This is a genomic window from Flavobacterium sp. YO64 (assembly GCF_004119505.1).
GTDB classification, from domain to species: Bacteria; Bacteroidota; Bacteroidia; order Flavobacteriales; family Flavobacteriaceae; genus Flavobacterium; species Flavobacterium oncorhynchi.
This window is the reverse complement of record NZ_NRQV01000009.1, coordinates 24,612-45,576: the sequence shown is the minus strand read 5'-3', so window position 1 is coordinate 45,576 and position 20,965 is coordinate 24,612. Positions and strand designations below refer to the sequence as shown.

The window sequence follows — 20,965 nt, the reverse complement described above, 5'->3', positions numbered from 1 at the left end:
CTTATAGATTGTTTTAATCCTAAAATAAATAAGTCCTTTTCTTATGAAAGAGATAAACAAAACCAAAACTACTTTCCACTCGCTCCAAAAACAAATTGTTGCTTTTTTCTTAAAAAACGGAAAATTGTTAGGTCAAATTACTTTGACCTTAGTTTTCTTTATAATTGCTTTTTGGTTTATAAAAGAAGAACAAAGTGAGTTGTATCAAATAAAAAACAGCATAACCGCAGCCCAGCCGCAATGGATTCTTATTGCCTTACTTGTTACAATTCTATATATTTTTCTTCAAGGTTTATTATATGTCGTTTCATTTTCGGCTATTGGCGCCAAAATCAGCTGGAAAGATGCAAATGCCCTGTTTATAAAAAGAAACTTTATTAGCGTATTTCTCCCTGCTGGCGGCATCACTTCACTTTTGTTCTTTACTGAACGTTTATCAAAAAAAGGAACAACCAAAACTGAAATTCATTTAGCCTCTGCTTTATACGGATTTGTTGGAATTTTATCAGTCGTACTTCTTGCAATACCTCTATTTCTCTTTTCTCTGCTGAAGGGAAGCATTGGCTACAGCGAATGGCTGGTTCTAGGACTTCTTATCTTTATTCTACCATTACTTTTTGTTTTAATCAATTCGATAATTCAAAAAGGGAGCTTTTACAAGTTTCTGCTGAAAAGCTTCCCCAAAACAGAACCTTTTTTAAGCGATTTACAACAGCATAAAATCAATAGAAAAAGCTTTCTTAAAATTGTACTTTGTTCTTTATTAATTGATCTTACTGGAATTATACATATCTATATCGGTATGAAAGCAATGCAGCTAGAAGCTTCCTTCCTAGCCGCTTCAGTTGCCTATGTAGTTGCCGTGATCTTTTTAATAGTCTCTCCTTTATTAAGAGGTCTTGGCGCCGTCGAAGTCTCTATGAGTTATATTTTAATAAAATATGGTTTTAATAATATGGAAGCCGTTGCAATAACACTATTCTATCGTGTTTTCGAATTTTGGCTGCCTTTGCTTGCCGCCGTATTTTTGTTTGCTTCAAGAATCCAAAAACTAATTTTACGAATAGTTCCTGCACTGCTTTTGTTTGTACTTGGTGTTATAAATATTATTTCGGTTGCAACGCCTGCCATTCACAGCAGACTTTTGACTCTTAAAGATATTCTGCCTATTGAAGCCATACATACCTCAAACTATTTGGTGCTCACAACAGGTTTATTTCTATTGGTAACGGCAGCTTTTATGCTAAAAGGACTTCGAATAGCTTGGTGGTTTGCCGTATTATTATCTATAATTTCATTAATTGGAAACTTAACTAAAGCCATTGATTTTGAAGAATCTACTATAGCTTTTTTAGTACTTTGTGTTTTAATTGCAACGCGAAAAGAATATTATATAAAAACCAATCCAAAACTTGGACTTATTGGTTTACAAACTTCATTATTAAGCATATTAGCCGTTTTAATTTATGGAGTTCTTGGCTTTTACTTCTTCGATAAAAAACATTTTGATATTGATTTTAGCTTTATGGAATCTATTCGATATACACTTCAAAACTATTTTTTAATTGGCAGTGATAACCTGCATCCAACAGGAACATTTGCGATGCACTTTTTACTATCACTCAAAATTAGCGGATTTCTTTCTTTTGCATTCTTAATTTTTACATTGGTAAAACCTTCGATTCTAAAAAACACTGTCACTGTACAAGAAAAAGAAACTGCCTCTGCGCTTTTAGAACAATACGGTAATTCAAGTTTAGATTATTTCAAAACCTATTTTGATAAACTGCTTTTTGTTTCTAAGAATCAAAATGCGTTTCTTTCTTATAGATTATCAGGAAACTTTGCAGTTGTACTAGAAAACCCCGTTGGACGTGATGAACAGGAAATCCGTTCCTGCATTCTTGAATTTGATAAATATTGCTATGATTATGGACTAAGAAGTATGTTTTATCGCATTCCAGAAGCAAACTTAAAAATGTATACCCAAATGGGTAAAAAATACTTTTTTGTTGGGCAGGCTGCGGTTGTAGATTTACAGGAGTTTCATCTTGAAGGACAAAACAGAAAGTCTTTACGTAACTCTATAAAAAAAATTACCGATTTAGATTTGCGAGCTGCTATTAATGAGCCTCCAATAAAAGATGGTTTACTACAGCAAATAAAAGCCGTAAGCGATCAATGGCTTATCGAAACTTCACGAAAAGAAGTACTTTTTTCTCAGGGTATTTTTCTTTGGGAAGAACTCAAAAAACAAACTATTATTACGGTAGAAAATAGCGAAGGTAAAATTCTTGCGTTTTTAAATATCATTCCCGATTATAAGAAAAATGAAAGTACTTACGACTTAATACGAAAAACAAATGATGCACCAAATGGTATTATCGATTTTATGATGGTAACACTTTTTAATCATTTAAAATCACAAAATGTTTCCTTTGTAGATCTTGGTCTTGCGCCAATGAGCGGAATAGAAAACCCGCAGACTATTCAAGAAAAGTCAATGAAATACGCGTACGAAAAACTAAAATCATTTTCGCATTATAAAGGTCTTCGTGATTTCAAGGACAAATTCTCTCCATCGTGGCACAATCAATATATTGTTTTTAATGATGATTACGATCTGCTTCAAATTCCGCAGGTTCTAGCAAAAGTAATTAAAAGCTGAGTAGAAAGTAAAAAGTCTTAAAGTCAAAAAAACAAAGATTTTTAGATTATTAAAGATAATCTCTTACTATTATTTATTTCTGAGGAAGAAGATCATCTAAATCAGATAATTTATAAAACTTAAGATCATGCTGTTTCATATACTTACAGATAAACTCCAAAGTTTCAATTTTTACCTGATAATTTTCGGTTACGTCTTTCACTGGTTTATGACCGCATAAAAGCAAAATTTTATTATTTTTCTTAGCATAATCAAGTAATTCTAAAACATAAGGAATACTAAAATGAATATGACTGTTATCAATATCAAAAGCAAATACTATTTTTTTATTATTAAAATAACTATCCTGTTTTTCTGGAACTTCACCTCCAAAAGCTCTTCCTCTAATAATTTTAAAATCGGCAGATAATGCTTTATCAAGAGCATCCGATCTTTCTCCATAAGGATATGCAAACGAAGTCACCTTAAAAGATTTCTTTTTCATGGAAACAATCATTGGATCAATTTCCTGCTTCATATAGGCATCAATTCCGTTTTTCTGTACAAATTTTACCGCATTATAATGATGATAACCATGGCCTGCAATTTCATGTCCTTCTTTTTGAAGCTGCAGCAGTTTTTTCATTTGAGGAGCTCCAATAGAATCAATTCTGCACACATTAAAAGTGGCTTTCCATCCATATTTCTTCAAAGCCTGATCAGCCTCAAACCATTCATCAACATAAGCATCATCAAAAGATAAAATTACGCCAGCCGCATAAGAATTTGGTTCTGGTTTTTGCTTTTTGCTGTCGCAGCCTAAAAAAGTTAGTAACAGAAAAAATGCCATTGTTTTGATTAAAAAAAACTTCATAAACTGCGATCAATTAGTTAACAATAAAATTTTGATTACTTTGTTAAATGATAAATTTAAGAACCAAATATAAACTTTTTCTGAAATCATTTACTTACACATGATATAAATAATACTATACTATATTCTCTATTATTTTTCTTGTAACAGGTTGTACTTTTAACTATTTTTATGGTCAATAATTTCTCCTGTTTTAAATGATTATAAAGAAAAAAGATACTTGGTTTAAAATGCTCTTTGAATGGAAAGGTTCGGTTCTGCCTCAGCTCCTTCCAAGACTTGTATTATTGCTGTTATTCTCTTTTGCAGTAGTTTATTTTAAGCCTTATCTTATTCAATACAACTTACATATAAATCCTGCCATTTTTACTTTATTTGGTATTGCACTGGCAATTTTCCTCGGATTTAGAAACAGTGTAAGTTACGACAGATTTTGGGAAGGTCGAAAACTTTGGGGCGCACTGCTTAACGATACTCGATCTTTAGCCAGACAAAGCATTACTTTGATTAATGATAATACTTATGAAGCAAAACGTGATAACTTTCTTAACTTACTTATTGCTTTTGTTTACAGCTTAAAACATCAACTTAGAGAAACAGATTCCGCACATGATATGATGCGACTGCTTCCAAAAGAACTTGCAGAACAACTTAAAGAAGTACAATTTAAACCTATCATCATTTTACGTGAATTAGGTCTTTGGGTAAAAAATGCCAAATCTGAAAACAAGATTGACAGCATTACCCAACTAGCTTTTGAAGAAAACCTAAACAAACTCTCCGATATAGTTGGCGGCTGCGAAAGAATAGCTAGCACACCTATTCCCTATACTTATAGTGTATTATTACATCGAACCGTTTATATTTATTGTTTTTTATTGTCTTTTGGTTTTGTAGAAACAATGGGATGGATTACACCATTTATAATTGTATTTATTGCCTATACCTTTGTTGCACTTGAAGCAATTGCTGATGAGTTAGAAAATCCTTTTGGACTTCAGCCCAATGATCTTGCTCTAGATGCAATGTCGCAAATGATCGAAAACACACTTTTAGAATTGAACAATAAAAAAGTAACTCCAATAAAAAACTCAAATGACTATTGTATTTCTTAGTTTATAATAGCCAGCATTACAATTATATCTAATTATGAATAAAGTATTATTAGTTGAAGACGATCCAAGAGTTGCTTCCTTTATTAAAAGAGGACTTGAAGAACATCTTTATGAAGTTAAAACAATAGCAAAAGGTTTTGAAGCCATAAAAGAAGTTACTGAAAATGAATATAATATTATCATTCTAGATATTATGCTTCCTGATATAACAGGATTTGAAGTTTGCGAAGCCTTAAGAAGCAGAAAAATTATAGTTCCAATTCTCATTTTAAGTGCGCTAGATACACCACAAGAAAAAATAAAAGGATTGCAAGCCGGTGCCGATGATTATCTCTCAAAACCTTTTATGTTTGAAGAACTGCTGGCAAGAATAAACGCTCAGCTTCGTCGTGCCGAATTTAGTAACGGAATTCTAGATTTTCAATCGTATGCCGGAGTCGAAATTAATATGAAAGAACAAAGTGCTTCGAGAGACGGAAAGGAATTAAATCTTTCATCCAGAGAGTTAAAACTTTTAATCTTTTTTATGAAGAATCGGGAAAAGGCTTTATCTCGAACTGCAATTGCTCAAGCTGTTTGGAGTATCGATTTTGATTCAACCTCAAACACGGTGGACGTTTATATTAATTATCTGAGAAATAAAATAGACAAAAACTTCGCAGTTCCATTAATTCATACTATAAAAGGAACAGGATATATGCTCAAACAAAAGAGTCATGAATCTTAAAAACAAGCTATCTTTAAATTCTACTCTGCTTTTTGCCTTTACGGTGGGACTTCTTATGGCAGGTGCTTTTTTCTTGTTTAAAAGTCATATGAAAGATTTGTACATTGATACTCTTGAAGATCATGCCATGACTACTGCCCTTTTTTACTTTGAAAAAGATGAAATTAAGGAAATCAACAACGAGCGTTATCGACAGATTGAAATTCAATACAATAAAATCGACAACGAATCTATTCGGGTTTACGACGCCAAAACCAAAAAGCTTTATTTACGCGACAATATTGATATTGATTTAAATGATCAATATTTAGATCATATAATCAAAAATAAAATGACGTCGTTTACTATTAATGACCGACAATTTGTTGGATTATTCTACAAAGACAATCAAGGAGATTTTATAATTGTTGTTTCAGGAATTGATCGTGCCGGCAATAGACAGCTTGAAACATTAGGATTAATGTTCTTACTGTTCTATTTAATCGGCATACCTTTAAACTACTTTTTAGGCACTTTTTTGTCAAGAAAAACATTTCGTCCATTTGAAGAAGTTATTGCCAAAGTAAATACCATAACCACAGAAAATCTTCATTCTAGATTAGAAATTCCACAAACCAGCGATAAAGACGAAATTAAAGAATTGGCAACCACGTTCAATTATCTGTTAGAAAGATTAGAAAGCGGGATTATGATTCAGAAAAACTTTCTGAAAAATGCTTCTCACGAATTAAAAACACCGCTTACTATCATTATTGGTGATATTGATGTTTCTCTGCAGCAGCCAAGAACAAACGAGCAATATCAGGATATACTAAAATCACTCCGAAATGACACTTTACACTTAAAAGCTACGCTAGAAGGTTTATTAGTATTATCTGGACTTGAACTTTCTGAACCGCAGCAGATGGAAACGGTGAGAATAGATGAAATTCTGTGGAATGTTCTAGAGAAAAAAGCGATTGAATATCCTAAATCTAAAGTTTCAGTAAATTTAGACGCCATCGCAAATCATGAAGATCTACTTTCTGTTTACGTCAATAAACACATGATATTTATAGCTTTGTACAATATCTTAGACAACGCCATTAAATTTTCATCGCCTGCGCAAGTGAATGTTTTTGCCTTTTCAGAAAATGATAAACTTCTAGTAAAAATTATAGATCAGGGACCCGGAATTTCAGATCATGATAAAGATGCCATTTTTGATCTTTTTTTTAGAAGTGATAATACACGTCATATACAAGGACAAGGATTAGGACTTTTTATAACCATGCAGATACTAAAACTTCATAATATCAAAATAACGGTAGATTCTCAACCCAAAAAAGGCACTTCATTTTCTCTTTTGTTTCCTTAAAAAAATCTTCATTTTTCAAGAAACCTGTATTAAATTATTTCACTCCTTTTTACAATCCGTAACATTGAATTAACACTCTAATCTTTTTCTAATCTACTTTAAACCTAACTCTAATCTATTAATTTTCATTCATTTACACAAAGTATTGATTTTAAAGCGTTAAATCATTTTCATTAAAATAACACCTTAGTAATTTTAAGATAACACGGAATAGTTTTATCATTTTAAGTTAACAAAAACGTTAAATCCGATCGAAACAAACTGAGTTTCTTTGTCAAATAAAAACTAAAAATAATGACAAAACTAAAACTCTTTTTTTCGGCTTTAATGCTCCTTACTGTAGGAAACATTTTTGCTCAAATTACAACTTCATCTTTAACTGCAAAAGTTAATGACGGAACAGGTCCTTTAATTGAGGCCGAAGTAACGCTTACTCATTTACCTACAAACTCAGTTTACAAAGCTGTAACAGACAAACAAGGCCGATTCAGTTTCGAGAATTTAAGTGCTGGAGGTCCTTATGAATTAGAAATCAAAAGCCCAGACACTAAAGATTATTCAAATGCAAATATACATTTAGCTCTTGGTGACAACGATTTACCTGCTATTGTAGTTAATAAAGCAGATAATACTGTATTGGCAGAAGTTGTTATTACAAGTTCTAAACCATCTTCTAAAAATAACGGAACCAATATTAACGAAAAACAAGTAAATGGACTTCCATTAATCAACAGAGGAATTCAGGATGTTACAAAACTAGTTCCACAAAGTTCAAACAACTCATTTGCAGGAACCAATTTTAGATACAACAACGTAACTATTGATGGTTCTATCAATAACGATGCAATTGGTTTTAGTCCATCATTAGGCGGTCAATCTGGTACTTCAGGTATGCCGGGAAGCAGTACACGCTCTAACTCAATAAGTTTAGATGCTATACAAGATATTCAGGTTTATATTGCTCCTTATGATATTAAACTTGGAAACTTTTTAGGAGGAAGTGTAAATGCTGTTACACGCAGCGGTACAAATACAGTAAGCGGATCTATTTACAGTTACGGAAGAAGCGCCGCAATCACAGGACCAAATAATGCTAGCGACGGCTCAAAAATGCCAAATGCTTTTGGAGATTACCAAGTTGGTTTTAGATTAGGACTTCCAATTGTAAAAGACAAGTTATTCTTCTTTACTAATATGGAATATGCTGAAAGAACTGACCCTTTATTTTACAATGCAGGACAAACTGATGCAAACGGAAAAGTAACTTCGTTGATCGATAATGCAACAGCAGAACAAATATCAAATTTTGTAAAAACCAATTACGGTTTTGATTCAGGAACTTATGGTTCTTACAACAACTTTTCTAAAAGTCAAAAATTCTTCAATAAATTAGACTGGAAAATAAGTAATAAACATTCTCTTTCGTTGCGAAATAATACAGTAGTTTCTCAAGCTTCAAACCTAGAACGTGATGCAGCAAACTTCAGATTCTCAAGTATGGATTTTACACAAAAAAATCAAGCAATAAGTACTGTTTTAGAATTCAAAAGCCATTTCAACAGCCAATGGTCAAACTCCTTCATTGCAAGTTATTCAGCTATTAAAGATTATCGTGATCCAAAATCAAGCAATATTATGTTTCCCCAAACAGAAATTGGTTATAATGGAGGTACAATATTCTTAGGAAATGATCGTGAAGCGACTGTTTTTAACATGAAACAAAACACAACCGAAATTACAGATAACCTAACCTACAAAACAGGAAATCATACTTTATTGTTTGGTACACACAACGAATTCTACGATATTAACTACGGTTTTGTAAATGCTCTTAACGGAAGAGTTTCTTATAAATCTCTTGCAGATTTCTATAGCAAACTGCCTACTCGTGTTCGTGGTACTTATCCGTTCGACGGTTCAACAAGAGATGAGATCTTTAATAATCCTTACGCAAAATTCAAAGTAAACCTTTACAGTGTTTATGTGCAAGACGAAATTAGAATTGGCAGTAAATTAAAAGTTACTCCTGGAGTAAGAGTTGATTATACAGACATGCCGACTAAGCCAAATTTAAGCTCGCAAGTTCAAAACTCTCCAGCCGATCCAAACTATGGAACTACATATTCTTATACGCCTTTAAGCCAAATAAAAAACAACTTTTTCAGCACTGCTTTAATTTCGCCAAGAGTTGGATTTACTTATAACGTAGACGAAGACAAAACTCTAGTTTTAAGAGGTGGTTCTGGAGTATTTACAGGAAGAGTTCCTTTTGCGTGGTTAGGATATGCTTATTATAATGATGGTGTAGGTTACGGAAGCTACGATAAAAATAATTTAACTCCAGCTCAAGTAGCTGTTGCGGGAGATCCTTTAAAAGCTAATGGCTTAAACGGTTATCATGATGCAACACCAAAAGTACAAGCAGATTTAATTGATAATAAATTTAAAATGCCAGCCGTTTTAAGAAACACACTTGCAATTGATAAAATTATCGACGGTTATAAATTTACTACTGAAGGAATGTATACAAAAGTAATTCGTGATTTAGAATTTCAACAAGTAAATAAAACAGATAATCCATACTATTTCTCATACGATACAAATCATCAAATGCCTATTTACGCCTCAAATATCAATCCTGCATTTTCAAATGCTTACTTACTTTCAAATACAAGTAAAGGATATCGATACAGCATTACTGAAATGATTACAAAAACGTATGACTTTGGTCTTAACTTCATGGTAGCTTATACTTACGGAGATTCTAAAGATGTTACAAACGGAATTCGTAACTCAATGGAAAGTAACTTCCAAATGAACCAATCTTTAACGCCAAATGATCCGCAATTAGCAACTTCGAATTTCAATATTAAACACCGAATTGTTTCTAATGTTGGATACGCTGTAAAACTTGCTGATAATAACACTTTCTCTGCAAATGTGTATTTTAATGCACAATCAGGAAATCCGTTCTCTTGGGGATTTGTAAACTCAACAATTGCAGGAACTGGACAAGCAGCAGGATTGACTTACATTTTTAAAGATGCCGCAGAAGCAGCAAAATATATTGGAGTAAATGCAGCAGGAGTTCCTTCAGCTACAGCAGCACAACAAGTTGCAGACTACGAAGCTTTCATAAATGGACATGATTATTTGAAAAGCAGAAGAGGAACATTCACACAAAGAAATGGCGATACTACACCATGGAACATTCAAGCTGATTTGAAATTAATGGACGAAATCAAAGTTAATAAAGTTGGTACATTCCAAATTTCATTCAGCATGGCAAACGTTGGTAATCTAATCAATAAAGATTGGGGAAGAAGTTATTTTGTTCCAAATACCTATAATTCAACAGCAAGTCTTGGGTTAACAAAATCAGGAAATATTGGAGGAACTGCTACTGGCGATCCTACTTATACTTTCCAAAAACCTACGTCAGCACCTTATACTGTAGATCAATTAGCCTCAAGATTCCAAGGACAGCTTGGACTTAGATATTCGTTCTAAAAGATTTTGTTTGATTTTTTTTGATTATCCTTCAGTTCCACCTTTAATGGAACTGAGGGATTTTTTTATAATAATATGTATTATTTCAATAACGCAGGCAAAATATATTCCTGTACAATCTTATCTGCCTGAGCATGAGCATAAGGTTTATTATACGCTTTTGATGTAATAATAATTACAAGAGGAAGCTCTTTAAAAACAATAAATTCGTTTCCGCCATTTCCAGCACAATAAAAAGTTTCATAATTCTTACCTTTATAAACAAAGGTTTTATTCCAAAACAAATAACCATAAAACTGATTATCTCTTTCTGGAATCTGAATTTGTTTAGTAAACGTTTTATCTATCCAATCTTTACTTAATATTTGTTTTCCATTCCAGATACCGTTGTTTTTGTACAATTGAGCATATTTCGCATATTCCAGTGAAGTCATTTGTAAACTTCCTGCAGTATTAACCACTTTTTGAGGTGTATATTGCCATTGATATTCGGTAATATTTAAAGACTTAAAAAGTTTCTCTGCTGCATATTTCTCTAAACCACCAGGAACAGATTTATTCAAAATATCGCCTAATACTACAACTCCTGCTGTAAAATAATCCCATTGACCTCCGTTTGTTTTAGCTTTATTCATTGGTAAATCAAGAGCAAATTTAACCCAGTTATCTGTTGGATACATATTTTCTTCGTTGCCAGGCGATTGTCCATCAATATCAGATCCGTCAACAGCAGAGCTCATTGTAAGCAAATCTTTTATTTTTACCTTTTCTTTTTCAATATCGTAATGATCAAATTGCTTTAAATCATAGAACTTGCTCAAAGTAACATTTTCATTTTTAATATAACCATCCTGTATCGCTAATCCCATTAAAGTTGAAGCGAATGATTTTCCTGCAGAACGTGTGTCATGTAATGTTTTTCTATTGGCATCATTAAAATACTCTTCCAGCATTAATTTGCCTTCGCGAATTACCACCACACTTGTTATCTCTTTTAAATTATATTGACCAACAGCAGTATTAAGTTCTTCAATTTTCTTTTTGTTAAATGGCAAAGTCGAAACCTCCCAACCGCTATTGGACTGTATTTCCTGAATTTCGATTTCTTTTGCTGTTAATTGAGGGGTTTTCACAACTAATTCTACCTCTCCTGCAGCAATTAAACTTCCCGTTTTAACCTCACTTGTTTCGCTCAATTTTATATACGGTCTGATTTCTATTTTTAGCAGATGCTTCCCTTTTACTAATACTTTTTCCCCTCCATTATTCTTAAATCTTTCCCACATATAAATTGCCCACCAGTCCTCTCCTTTTGAACTGGTAAGAGGAACACGAAAAGTAATAGATGTTTTTTTATTTCCTCCAGATCCAAAATTAGCTCCAAAATGAATGTTTTCTTTATAAATAAACTTACCATTTACATAAAATGAAAATTGAAGATTTCCAGATTCTAAAAGTTTTTCTGCCGGTACATCTGGTGCTAACTGATGCAGATAATTGACAACAGAATTATCCATAAAAACCCTGATATTTAAATCAGATTTGCGTTTAAGCTCAAATGATTTTAGCATATCCGAACTTTTGTATTGCTCTAATGGAATGTTTCCATTCATAAAAGTCACTTTACCAATATTCGATTTTTGAAGATCTGTTGTAATGGCATCTGTGGGATACAAATTATTATTCTGAGCCATTAGATTGTGGCATAGAAAAAGTAGAAACATTGTAAGAATTCGATTCATGATTTGATTTTTTTGATTGATTAAAGGCAAAAATAAGTCTCCTAAAACTGTAAAACTTGTACAGAATTAACGTTACAACTATTTTTTGAAAAGAATCTTTTTATGTGCAGAAGGATTTATACCGTTGATTTCCTTAAAGCAACGATTGAAATGGCTTTGATCTGAAAAACCACATTGATACGCAATTTCTGTAAAAGACTGCTGTTTAGAACTCATTAACGAAAGCGCCTTTTCAACTTTTAATTTCCTAATATATTCACCCAAAGTACAATTAAAATACTTCGAAAAATCTCGTGAAAGATGCATCGGATGAATATTAAGTATTTGCGATAAATAATCAAGTGTAAGCAAATCGGCAAATTGTTCGTGAAGAATTTCGTCAATCATCTTGACCCATTTTGGATTTTTATGCAAGACATCCTGAGAGCTTTTTTTTAGTTTAGACAATATTTCCAGCAATAAAGTTTGCGTAGAAAGATCTGAATCGCCATCATCAATTTTTGAGGCCCTAAAAATTTTATACATCAGCAGTTTAATATCGGGATTACTAATTTTAGTACTTCCTTCTAAACCATCGCTGGTTAAGGACAGTTTATCAAACCATTCCTTCTCTATTTCAAGATGAAAGCCTCTTGTAAACCCATCTGGTTTGATATTATAATGTGCATCTTGCCAATTATGAAACAATAAACTTCCAGGAACACAATTATAGACTTCTTTTTTATTTCCTTCAATCACATTTCCTTCAAGAATAAAAGTAAAATAAGCATGTTCGTGATAATGCCAGTCCACTTTAGGATGTGTATAAACAGTATCAGTCAAAGTAAGTCCGTCAAAACAAACTGTTTTATTTGTTTCTCCGTAAAACTCCCCTTTTTGCGAATGTTTCATAAGTACTTTGAATAGAATTACTGATAGGTAAAAAACTTTCTTTTAAAAATTAACGATATAAATATAATAATGATTCCGTTCAAATTACAAAAGAAGAAGCAGTATAAAAAAGAATTAGCAGGATAAGACATTTCATGTCCTATTAATCCATCTTTCTTATCTGATAATTTAATATCTATATAGCATATATTTTATTTATTATTCGAAACAAACTTAATATCCTCATTTTAACCATTATCTAAGATATAATTTCTAAATTAGTGATATGGAAACAAATCCGGATGTACTCATTATTGGCGGCGGACTAGCCGGTTTGACTGCGGCTATTCATTTGTCTCAAAGGAAACTAAAAGTAATTTTGATCGAAAAATCCAGTTATCCTAGACACAAAGTCTGTGGTGAATATATCTCTAATGAAATCCTTCCTTATTTAAAATGGCTCGGCGCCGATGTTTCAGAACTAAATCCCACCACCATTTCAAAATTTGAATTTACTGCCAGTAACACAAAAAAAGCTTCTGCAGCACTTCCATTAGGAGGTTTTGGCGTAAGCCGATACACGCTTGATTATTTTTTATATCAAAAAGCATCAGCCCATAATTGTACTATTATTAATGAGACCGTTACTAATGTATTTTTTGATAATGATATATTCACCATAAATACTTCAGATCACACTTTTAAAGCAAAAATAGTTTTAGGTGCTTTTGGAAAAAGATCAAACATAGATCAAGTTTTGACAAGAAACTTTATTCATAAAAAATCGCCTTGGTTAGCCGTAAAAGCCCACTATTCGGGTAGTTTAGACGATGATCTTGTGGCGCTTCATAACTTCAAAGGAGGTTATTGCGGGGTTTCTAAAGTCGAAAACAACATCATAAACATCTGTTATCTGGCAGATTACAAAACCTTCAAACAATACAAAAACATTGAAGACTATCAACAAAATGTGCTTTATAAAAACAAGCATCTTAAAACTATTTTTGAGAATAGTCAACTCCTCTTTGACAAACCATTAACCATAAGTCAAATTTCTTTTGACAAAAAGCAAGCTGTTGAAAACCATATTTTAATGATCGGCGATACAGCTGGACTTATTCATCCGCTTTGCGGCAACGGAATGGCAATGGCAATTCACAGCGCCAAAATAGCATCAGAATTAATCTTAGAATATTTTTCAGAACAACAAATGCCTCGCGAAATAGTCGAAAAAAAGTATACTGAAGAATGGAACATTCATTTTGGAAAAAGAATGCTTTGGGGCCGAATTCTAGCCCAGATTTTAACTCATAAAACGATTACAAACATACTTGTTACAATAGCAGCATCGTTTCCTAAAGTAATATCAAGAATAATAAAACAAACACATGGCAAAACAATAGCAATTCAGTAAATGGCCGTAAGCACCCAATATAGAACACTCGCTCCTGAGATTATGGATGATTTTTCTCTTGAAGGAGAAGAACTCCAAGCTGCACTTGACCAAATTGCACGCATAAATCAATTGCTTGGCGGCAACAAACTTACTCTTCACGGAATAAAACAATTGCTGAAAAAGACTGATACTGCCAAAATAATAACCATTGCTGATATAGGCTGCGGCAACGGCGATATGCTGCGAATGCTGGCGAAATTTGGTAAAAAAAATAATCTCAAATTTAAACTTATCGGTATTGATGCAAACGCATTTACTATAAAATATGCCCAAAATTTATCAAAAGAATATTCCAATATCCAATATTATTGCGAAGACATTTTTAGTCCAGAATTTGAAAGCTTAAAATATGATATTGTATTATGCACCTTGACACTGCATCATTTTACCAATGTCGAAATATTAAATATAATTACTACCTTTAATAAGAATGTTGAGGTTGGAATTATTATTAACGACCTGCATCGCAGCAAACTAGCTTACAGCCTTTTTGAATTAATCTGTGTTCTTTTTAGTCTGAATAAAATGTCGCGTGAAGATGGACTAATATCTATTTTAAGAGGATTTAAAAAATCTGAACTGGAAGAGTTCTCCAAAAAGTTAAGCTTAAAAAACTATACCATAAACTGGAAATGGGCATTTCGCTATCAATGGATAATTACTAAAACATGAGTGTAAAAATAGTAACAGTTGCCAAGCAGCTACCACAATATTCAAGAGAAACGTCCGAAATAATTCCAATGCTGGAAGGCTGGCTTCACGGACAAGACGAACGCTTCATCAAAAAAGTCAAAAAAATATTTGAAGGCGCCGCTGTAGACAAACGTTACTCTATAATGGATCCTGAATCTGTTTTTACAGCAACTTCATTCGAAGATAAAAACGACATTTATAGTAGGGAAGTTATTATTCTGGGCGAACAAGTTTTGCAAAAAACACTCGAAAAAGCCAACTGGAATCCAGAAACTTTAGATTATATCATTACGGTAAGCTGTACCGGAATAATGATTCCGTCTTTAGATGCGTATCTTGTAAATAAAATGAAATTAAGGCAAGATATTGTACGGCTTCCTGTAACCGAAATGGGTTGTGCTGCAGGAATATCTGGAATAATTTACGCTAAAAATTTCCTGAAAGCCAATCCCGGAAAACGTGCTGCTGTGATAGCCGTAGAATCGCCAACAGCAACTTTTCAGCTTGATGATTTTTCGATGCCTAATATTGTTAGTGCTGCTATATTTGGAGATGGTGCGGCTTGTTGTTTGTTGTCTTCTTTTGATGAAGATTATGGCCCTGAAATACTCGATGAAGAAATGTATCATTTTTATGATGCTGAACATATGATGGGATTTAAACTCACTAATAATGGTTTAAAAATGGTGCTGGATATAGAAGTGCCAGAAACTATTGCTTCCCATTTTGAAGATATTATTCATCCGTTTCTACAAAAGAATAATTTAAAAATTGAAAATATTGATCATATGATATTCCATCCCGGCGGGAAAAAAATCATTAATAAAGTAGAGTCACTTTTCTTAGAATTAGGAAAAAATATAAACTTAACTAAAGAAGTACTTAAACAATATGGCAATATGTCGAGTGCAACAGTTTTATACGTTTTAGAACAAATTATGGACGAAAACCCACAAGCAGGAGAAAAAGGATTAATGCTAAGTTTTGGCCCAGGATTTTCAGCACAACGAGTTTTACTGCAATGGTAATTAATTAGATAAATGACAAAACTAACCGAAATTCTAGCAAAGCTGCCTTACAGCAAACCTTTTCTATTTGTAGATGAATTACTTCATGTAGATGAAAATAGTGCTATAGGAACTTATATCTTTAAAAAAGATCTTGACTTTTATAAAGGGCATTTTAAAGATAATCCGGTAACTCCAGGTGTAATTCTGACCGAAACGATGGCACAAATTGGTCTGGTTTCCCTTGGTATTTATCTATTAGGAAACAACTTTAACAAAAATACCGTAATCGCTTTTACATCAGCCGATATGCAATTTTTAAAACCTGTGTATCCTAACGAAAAAATAACAGTGACTTCTCGAAAATCATTTTTCAGATTTGGAAAATTAAAATGTGATGTAGTAATGACAAACGAAACTGGACAAGAAGTTTGTAAAGGCGTTTTGGCTGGTATGATTACAAATAAATTATGAGCAAACGAGTTGTAATAACAGGATTAGGCGTTGCCGCTCCAAACGGAGTTGGAATCACCGAATTTAGTCACGCCATAAAAAACGGAATATCAGGAATTCGGCACGATACTCAGTTGGAAGAACTTCAATTCTCTTGTCAGATTGCAGGAAAACCTGAAATCTCTGAAGAAATAAAGGCGCAGTATTTTACAGAACTAGAACTTCGTGGTTTTAACAGCACAGGTATTTTGTATGGTGTTATTGCAGGTATTGAAGCTTGGAAAAATGCAGGATTAGCTATAGAGATTAACGACGATCCTGATTGGGACAGCGGAATCATTTTTGGCTCTGGTACATCAGGAATTGATAAATTTCGCGAAAGCATTTATAAAATTGATGAACTTGAGGTTCGAAAATTAGGCAGTACTGTTGTGGCTCAAACCATGAATAGCGGTATTAGCGCTTATCTTGGCGGTAAATTAGGACTTGGTAATCAGATTACCACAAATTCGTCTGCCTGTTCAACAGGAACCGAAGCTATTTTAATGGCTTACGACCGCATACAATCCGGACAGGCAAAACGTATACTGGCTGGAAGCACCGGTGATAGCGGACCATATATTTGGGGCGGCTTTGATGCCCTTCGAGTTTGCAGTTCAAAATACAACGATAATCCTGAAGAAGGTTCTCGACCAATGAGCGCATCAGCAGCAGGATTTGTACCGGCAAGTGGTGCAGGTGCATTGGTAATCGAAGATTTAGAAAGTGCCCTGGAACGTGGAGCAACTATTTATGCCGAAATATTAGGCGGAAATGTAAACTCAGGTGGTCAACGCGGTAACGGAAGTATGACGGCTCCCAACAGCACAGCTGTGCAGCGCTGTATTACCAATGCAATTAATAATTCTGGAATTTCTGCAAATGATATTGATGCTATAAACGGACATCTTACTGCAACCACAAAAGACAGTCTTGAAATTGAAAATTGGACCAAAGCATTAAATCGAAAAGGAAATGATTTTCCGTACATCAATTCCTTAAAAAGTATGACTGGGCATTGTTTAAGTGCTGCGGGAAGTATCGAAAGTATTGCTGCAATACTACAAATTCACGAAGGTTTTGTATTTGGAAATACCAATTGCGATGATCTTCATCCAGAAATTACGGCATTGATAGATCCATCTAAAATACCTTTAAAAACAATCGAAACTAGTCCAAATATAATTGCCAAAGCCAGTTTTGGTTTCGGTGACGTAAATGCCTGCATTATCTTTAAGAAATTTAAAAAGTAAAGCTATGAACAAAGAAGAACTTGTCGCTAAATTAAAACTGATTATAAAACCATACACAACTAATAGCGAAGCCTATGACAACCTTAATGAAAATACTGATTTCATTAAGGATCTAAATATCAATTCGGCTAACTTAGTAGATATTGTGCTGGATATCGAAGAAAACTTTGATATAGTAATTGATAATACTGATATGGAACGTATGCTAAATGTAAAAGCTGCCGTAGAAATTATAGAAACTAAGTTATCTGAAAAATGATTGGCAATGATGTTATAGATATTCAACAATCGCGAAAGGAAAGCAATTGGCGGCGTAAAGGTTTTATACAAAAACTATTTACACTAGACGAACAATTGCTCATTTCAAATGCTCCAAATCCTGAAATTATGGTTTGGCTGCTTTGGAGCATGAAAGAAGCGGCTTATAAAATTTATAATCGCCAAACCAAAATAAGAGAATACATTCCGCAGAAACTCATTTGTTTTATCACCTCTCAAAATGACAACACTGCTACAGGTATTGTTACCTGTTTTAAAAATGTTTATTATACCAAAACAACGCTTTCTAAAGACCATATTCATACTATTGCAGTCAATCTTTTAGACCATTTGAATAATGTAACAGAAATCGAAAGAAGATCCATTCTAAAAGATACAAATGGTATTCCATACTTAATCACTTCTCAAAATACTATTCAGAACGTATCAATAAGTCATCACGGACGATTTGAAAAAGTGGTCACTATTCTTTGAAGTAAGTATGACCCCAGCGGTGGGGTATAAAATATAAGTATTAATGTATAAAATAAGTTCGGGCCTTTTTTTATCTTTCAAATTTAAATATAATTATTTCGTTTAGTTTGTCATTTCGACTGAAAGGAGAAATCACAATAAAAATTCCACAAAGTATATAGCCAATCTTTGTCGATTCCCAAGTGTGATTTCTCCTTCGTCGAAATGACAAAACAGGAGAGTTTATTCAAAAAAAACAACTCCTTATAAAAAAAAATAAGGGGAAAGAAAAATATAAAAAAGCCTCATAATTTACACCCCACCCCCAGCGGGTTACAATATTTATAGAATTGCAATAAGACAAATAAATAAAGCTCCATAGGAGCGGATTATATTTATATTCTGAAAAAAATATCGCTCCTCCATAGCTTTATATTGCAAAAATCTATTTATTTCCCTGAAAATTTAGAATCATTCTATCAGCTTTTATCTGACAATCAAACGCTTTTTGAAGTAACTTCATAATGAAATAACAAAAGGTGTACTAATGGAAGCTGAAAATCATTATATCAATAGAAGCGGCTGGCTTAGAGCAGCTGTTTTAGGTGCAAACGACGGAATTTTATCTACAACCAGTTTAGTTATTGGTGTTGCCGCTGCCACTACAACACGAGAGCCTATTTTACTCGCCGCAGTAGCAGGATTAGTAGCGGGGGCACTTTCTATGGCAGCAGGAGAATATGTATCTGTAAGTTCACAATCTGATGTTGAAGCAGCAGATTTAAAAAGAGAAAGTCATGCTCTGAAAACCATGCCTGAAATCGAACTCGAAGAACTGACAAATATTTATATACAAAGAGGATTAAGCAAACCTTTAGCACGCCAAGTTGCAATGGAATTAACAGCTTATGACGCGCTAGAAGCACACGCAAGAGACGAGCTGGGAATAAACGAAATCACACAGGCAAATCCATTAATGGCAGCTTTTGCATCGGCAGTTTCCTTTATTGTTGGCGGATTGCTTCCGGTTTTAGTAGCCATTTTTGCTCCCATACACAATATGGTATTTTGCCAATATGCTTTTTCGATACTATTTTTGGCTTTTTCAGGAGTTTTAGCAGCTAAAGCAGGAGGCTCACACATATTAAAAGCAGTACTTCGTATTTGTATTTGGGGAACTTTTGCAATGGTAATGTCGGCATTGGTAGGATATATTTTTGGTGTTCAGACTACTTAAAAGAAAAGAGCAGCCCAAATCTGGACTGCCCTCTTACCAACAATTAACTAAATAACTCTTTTAATCAATATCAATCTTTTTGACCTTATGATTTTATTACTTTCAAACTTTCGCCTTACTTATTCATCTCCGCCATTCATAAAAGTCATCAAAAGCGTATAAGCATTCTTAATCACAATTTTTGAAGATTTATCAATAGCCGAAGATTTAATCTGACGGAAACCATCAGTCGTAGTTCCCGGTTCTACTGCAGCCATTTTGTATTGATTATTTCCGCTTAAAGCGAAAACAAAAAACTTACCTTGCCATCTTACTACTGCATCTTCTGGAACTGTAATCGCTTTTTCGTTTTCAAATTCTGCTTCAGCATTAATAAAAAGTCCCGGAATTAATGCGTTATCGTATTGATTAACTTTACAAATAACTTCGGCAGCACGATCGTCGTTAAGACTGCGATTGATATACGCTATTTTTGCAGGGAATCTTTTTGAAGGATTGGCATTTGTAAAAGCACTTACCGTTTGTCCTGTAGAAAGCAAATGAACATCTTTCTCAAAAGCATTCATTACCAATACAACATCACTCATTTCCATCAATTCAAAAAGCATATCTGTTGGGCCAATATATTTTCCAACATTTACATTAATCTTAGACACAACACCATTTATAGGCGAAACAATCGAAACCGTTTTACTGATATTTGAAGCCGAAAGCGTTTTTACATTAATCCCTAACAAGGATAATTTTTGTGCCAGCGAAGCCATATAAATACGCTGTGTCTGCATTTCTGTAGCCGTTTGTTCATACAATTTATCACTGCTTGCCTTCTTCGCATTTAATTCTTTCTGGCGATCGTATTCACTTTTAGCCAACTGAAATTTTTCTTTCGCCGTAAGATAATCCTGTTGCAATTGTATGTATTGCATATCTTCAACAATGGCTAATAATTGTCCTTTTCGAACATGCATTCCTGCCATTAAATCTGTTTTCTTAATATAGCCGCCAAGCGGAATACTAACCGAAACAACACTTTTTGGCGGAACCGTTACAGTTCCCTGAAGTTGTAATATTCCTTTTACTGTTCTTTCTTCCGGATTTCCCACAACAAGTCCTGCATTTTTAATTTGTTCATTGCTTAACTGAATGGTGTTTTCTTGTTTTTGTACTGTTTCTTTCTCCTGATTCTTTTTATCACTGTGGCACGAAACCAGAAATAAAAGACCAAAAATTGTGATGATATATGTTTTCATGAT

General features: G+C 33.4%; 17 protein-coding genes. 13 read left to right on the top strand and 4 right to left on the bottom strand.

Going from position 1 to position 20,965, the window contains the following annotated elements:
- Positions 1 to 43: 43 nt before the first annotated feature.
- The gene (locus BOW57_RS08255) at positions 44 to 2,668 is read left to right on the top strand and encodes a phosphatidylglycerol lysyltransferase domain-containing protein (RefSeq protein WP_129053726.1); all 2,625 of its coding nucleotides are present in this window, start codon (positions 44 to 46) and stop codon (positions 2,666 to 2,668) included.
- Positions 2,669 to 2,741: 73 nt separating this feature from the next.
- Here BOW57_RS08255 and BOW57_RS08250 read toward each other — a convergent pair whose 3' ends face one another.
- The gene (locus BOW57_RS08250; protein WP_241687415.1) at positions 2,742 to 3,497 is read right to left on the bottom strand and encodes a polysaccharide deacetylase family protein; all 756 of its coding nucleotides are present in this window, start codon (positions 3,495 to 3,497) and stop codon (positions 2,742 to 2,744) included.
- Positions 3,498 to 3,718: 221 nt separating this feature from the next.
- Between BOW57_RS08250 and BOW57_RS08245 the strand changes: the two genes are divergently transcribed.
- The 4 genes from BOW57_RS08245 to BOW57_RS08230 all read left to right on the top strand — a co-directional run bounded on the left by BOW57_RS08245 (position 3,719) and on the right by BOW57_RS08230 (position 10,230).
- Positions 3,719 to 4,636, top strand: coding sequence for a bestrophin family protein (locus BOW57_RS08245; protein WP_129053724.1), 918 nt, complete (start codon positions 3,719 to 3,721; stop codon positions 4,634 to 4,636).
- A 34-nt stretch (positions 4,637 to 4,670) separates the two neighbouring features.
- Entirely contained in the window at positions 4,671 to 5,363 is a 693-nt protein-coding gene (locus tag BOW57_RS08240; RefSeq protein WP_089055021.1) for a response regulator transcription factor, read from the top strand.
- Positions 5,353 to 6,720: a HAMP domain-containing sensor histidine kinase gene (locus BOW57_RS08235; protein WP_241687414.1), complete on the top strand. Its 1,368-nt coding sequence runs from the start codon at positions 5,353 to 5,355 to the stop codon at positions 6,718 to 6,720. The genes BOW57_RS08240 and BOW57_RS08235 overlap by 11 nt, the downstream gene beginning before the upstream one ends.
- A 294-nt stretch (positions 6,721 to 7,014) precedes the next feature.
- On the top strand, positions 7,015 to 10,230 hold the full coding sequence (locus BOW57_RS08230) for a TonB-dependent receptor (RefSeq protein ID WP_129053723.1): 3,216 nt from the start codon (positions 7,015 to 7,017) through the stop codon (positions 10,228 to 10,230).
- 80 nt (positions 10,231 to 10,310) lie between these two features.
- On the opposite strand, the gene BOW57_RS08225 is transcribed toward BOW57_RS08230, so the two are convergent.
- Positions 10,311 to 11,972, bottom strand: coding sequence for a serine hydrolase (locus BOW57_RS08225; RefSeq protein ID WP_129053722.1), 1,662 nt, complete (start codon positions 11,970 to 11,972; stop codon positions 10,311 to 10,313).
- Between the two features lie 78 nt (positions 11,973 to 12,050).
- Positions 12,051 to 12,863 carry an AraC family transcriptional regulator gene (locus tag BOW57_RS08220; RefSeq protein ID WP_129053721.1) on the bottom strand — a complete coding sequence of 271 codons (813 nt, stop codon included), beginning with the start codon at positions 12,861 to 12,863 and terminating at the stop codon, positions 12,051 to 12,053.
- A gap of 265 nt (positions 12,864 to 13,128) precedes the next feature.
- Between BOW57_RS08220 and BOW57_RS08215 the strand changes: the two genes are divergently transcribed.
- From BOW57_RS08215 to BOW57_RS08180, 8 genes are all read left to right on the top strand, one after another.
- A complete protein-coding gene (locus tag BOW57_RS08215) occupies positions 13,129 to 14,256 on the top strand; it encodes an NAD(P)/FAD-dependent oxidoreductase (protein WP_129053720.1) in 1,128 nt (375 codons plus the stop codon).
- Entirely contained in the window at positions 14,257 to 14,970 is a 714-nt protein-coding gene (locus tag BOW57_RS08210; protein WP_129053719.1) for a methyltransferase domain-containing protein, read from the top strand. It begins immediately after the preceding gene.
- Entirely contained in the window at positions 14,967 to 16,019 is a 1,053-nt protein-coding gene (locus BOW57_RS08205; protein ID WP_129053718.1) for a type III polyketide synthase, read from the top strand. The genes BOW57_RS08210 and BOW57_RS08205 overlap by 4 nt, the downstream gene beginning before the upstream one ends.
- A 12-nt stretch (positions 16,020 to 16,031) precedes the next feature.
- A complete protein-coding gene (locus BOW57_RS08200; RefSeq protein WP_129053717.1) occupies positions 16,032 to 16,472 on the top strand; it encodes a 3-hydroxyacyl-ACP dehydratase FabZ family protein in 441 nt (146 codons plus the stop codon).
- Positions 16,469 to 17,743: a beta-ketoacyl synthase gene (locus tag BOW57_RS08195; protein ID WP_129053716.1), complete on the top strand. Its 1,275-nt coding sequence runs from the start codon at positions 16,469 to 16,471 to the stop codon at positions 17,741 to 17,743. Before BOW57_RS08200 ends, BOW57_RS08195 begins: the two co-directional genes overlap by 4 nt.
- A 4-nt stretch (positions 17,744 to 17,747) precedes the next feature.
- Positions 17,748 to 18,002: an acyl carrier protein gene (locus tag BOW57_RS08190; protein ID WP_129053715.1), complete on the top strand. Its 255-nt coding sequence runs from the start codon at positions 17,748 to 17,750 to the stop codon at positions 18,000 to 18,002.
- Entirely contained in the window at positions 17,999 to 18,496 is a 498-nt protein-coding gene (locus BOW57_RS08185) for a 4'-phosphopantetheinyl transferase superfamily protein (RefSeq protein ID WP_129053714.1), read from the top strand. The genes BOW57_RS08190 and BOW57_RS08185 overlap by 4 nt, the downstream gene beginning before the upstream one ends.
- A gap of 526 nt (positions 18,497 to 19,022) precedes the next feature.
- Positions 19,023 to 19,712, top strand: a complete 690-nt coding sequence (locus BOW57_RS08180) for a VIT family protein (RefSeq protein ID WP_129053713.1) — start codon at positions 19,023 to 19,025, stop codon at positions 19,710 to 19,712.
- A 119-nt stretch (positions 19,713 to 19,831) separates the two neighbouring features.
- On the opposite strand, the gene BOW57_RS08175 is transcribed toward BOW57_RS08180, so the two are convergent.
- Positions 19,832 to 20,962, bottom strand: coding sequence for an efflux RND transporter periplasmic adaptor subunit (locus BOW57_RS08175; RefSeq protein ID WP_129053712.1), 1,131 nt, complete (start codon positions 20,960 to 20,962; stop codon positions 19,832 to 19,834).
- Between the last annotated feature and the right edge of the window lie 3 nt (positions 20,963 to 20,965).

What these genes read in the sequence shown, in the direction of transcription:
- BOW57_RS08190 (WP_129053715.1), top strand. Translation starts at nt 17,748, where the DNA reads ATGAACAAAGAAGAACTTGTCGCTAAATTAAAACTGATTATAAAACCA.
- BOW57_RS08200 (WP_129053717.1), top strand. Translation starts at nt 16,032, where the DNA reads ATGACAAAACTAACCGAAATTCTAGCAAAGCTGCCTTACAGCAAACCT.
- BOW57_RS08235 (WP_241687414.1), top strand. Translation starts at nt 5,353, where the DNA reads ATGAATCTTAAAAACAAGCTATCTTTAAATTCTACTCTGCTTTTTGCC.
- BOW57_RS08250 (WP_241687415.1), bottom strand. Translation starts at nt 3,497, where the DNA reads ATGGCATTTTTTCTGTTACTAACTTTTTTAGGCTGCGACAGCAAAAAG.
- BOW57_RS08225 (WP_129053722.1), bottom strand. Translation starts at nt 11,972, where the DNA reads ATGAATCGAATTCTTACAATGTTTCTACTTTTTCTATGCCACAATCTA.
- BOW57_RS08205 (WP_129053718.1), top strand. Translation starts at nt 14,967, where the DNA reads ATGAGTGTAAAAATAGTAACAGTTGCCAAGCAGCTACCACAATATTCA.
- BOW57_RS08230 (WP_129053723.1), top strand. Translation starts at nt 7,015, where the DNA reads ATGACAAAACTAAAACTCTTTTTTTCGGCTTTAATGCTCCTTACTGTA.
- BOW57_RS08175 (WP_129053712.1), bottom strand. Translation starts at nt 20,962, where the DNA reads ATGAAAACATATATCATCACAATTTTTGGTCTTTTATTTCTGGTTTCG.
- BOW57_RS08210 (WP_129053719.1), top strand. Translation starts at nt 14,257, where the DNA reads ATGGCCGTAAGCACCCAATATAGAACACTCGCTCCTGAGATTATGGAT.
- BOW57_RS08195 (WP_129053716.1), top strand. Translation starts at nt 16,469, where the DNA reads ATGAGCAAACGAGTTGTAATAACAGGATTAGGCGTTGCCGCTCCAAAC.
- BOW57_RS08240 (WP_089055021.1), top strand. Translation starts at nt 4,671, where the DNA reads ATGAATAAAGTATTATTAGTTGAAGACGATCCAAGAGTTGCTTCCTTT.
- BOW57_RS08245 (WP_129053724.1), top strand. Translation starts at nt 3,719, where the DNA reads ATGATTATAAAGAAAAAAGATACTTGGTTTAAAATGCTCTTTGAATGG.
- BOW57_RS08255 (WP_129053726.1), top strand. Translation starts at nt 44, where the DNA reads ATGAAAGAGATAAACAAAACCAAAACTACTTTCCACTCGCTCCAAAAA.
- BOW57_RS08215 (WP_129053720.1), top strand. Translation starts at nt 13,129, where the DNA reads ATGGAAACAAATCCGGATGTACTCATTATTGGCGGCGGACTAGCCGGT.
- BOW57_RS08220 (WP_129053721.1), bottom strand. Translation starts at nt 12,863, where the DNA reads ATGAAACATTCGCAAAAAGGGGAGTTTTACGGAGAAACAAATAAAACA.
- BOW57_RS08185 (WP_129053714.1), top strand. Translation starts at nt 17,999, where the DNA reads ATGATTGGCAATGATGTTATAGATATTCAACAATCGCGAAAGGAAAGC.
- BOW57_RS08180 (WP_129053713.1), top strand. Translation starts at nt 19,023, where the DNA reads ATGGAAGCTGAAAATCATTATATCAATAGAAGCGGCTGGCTTAGAGCA.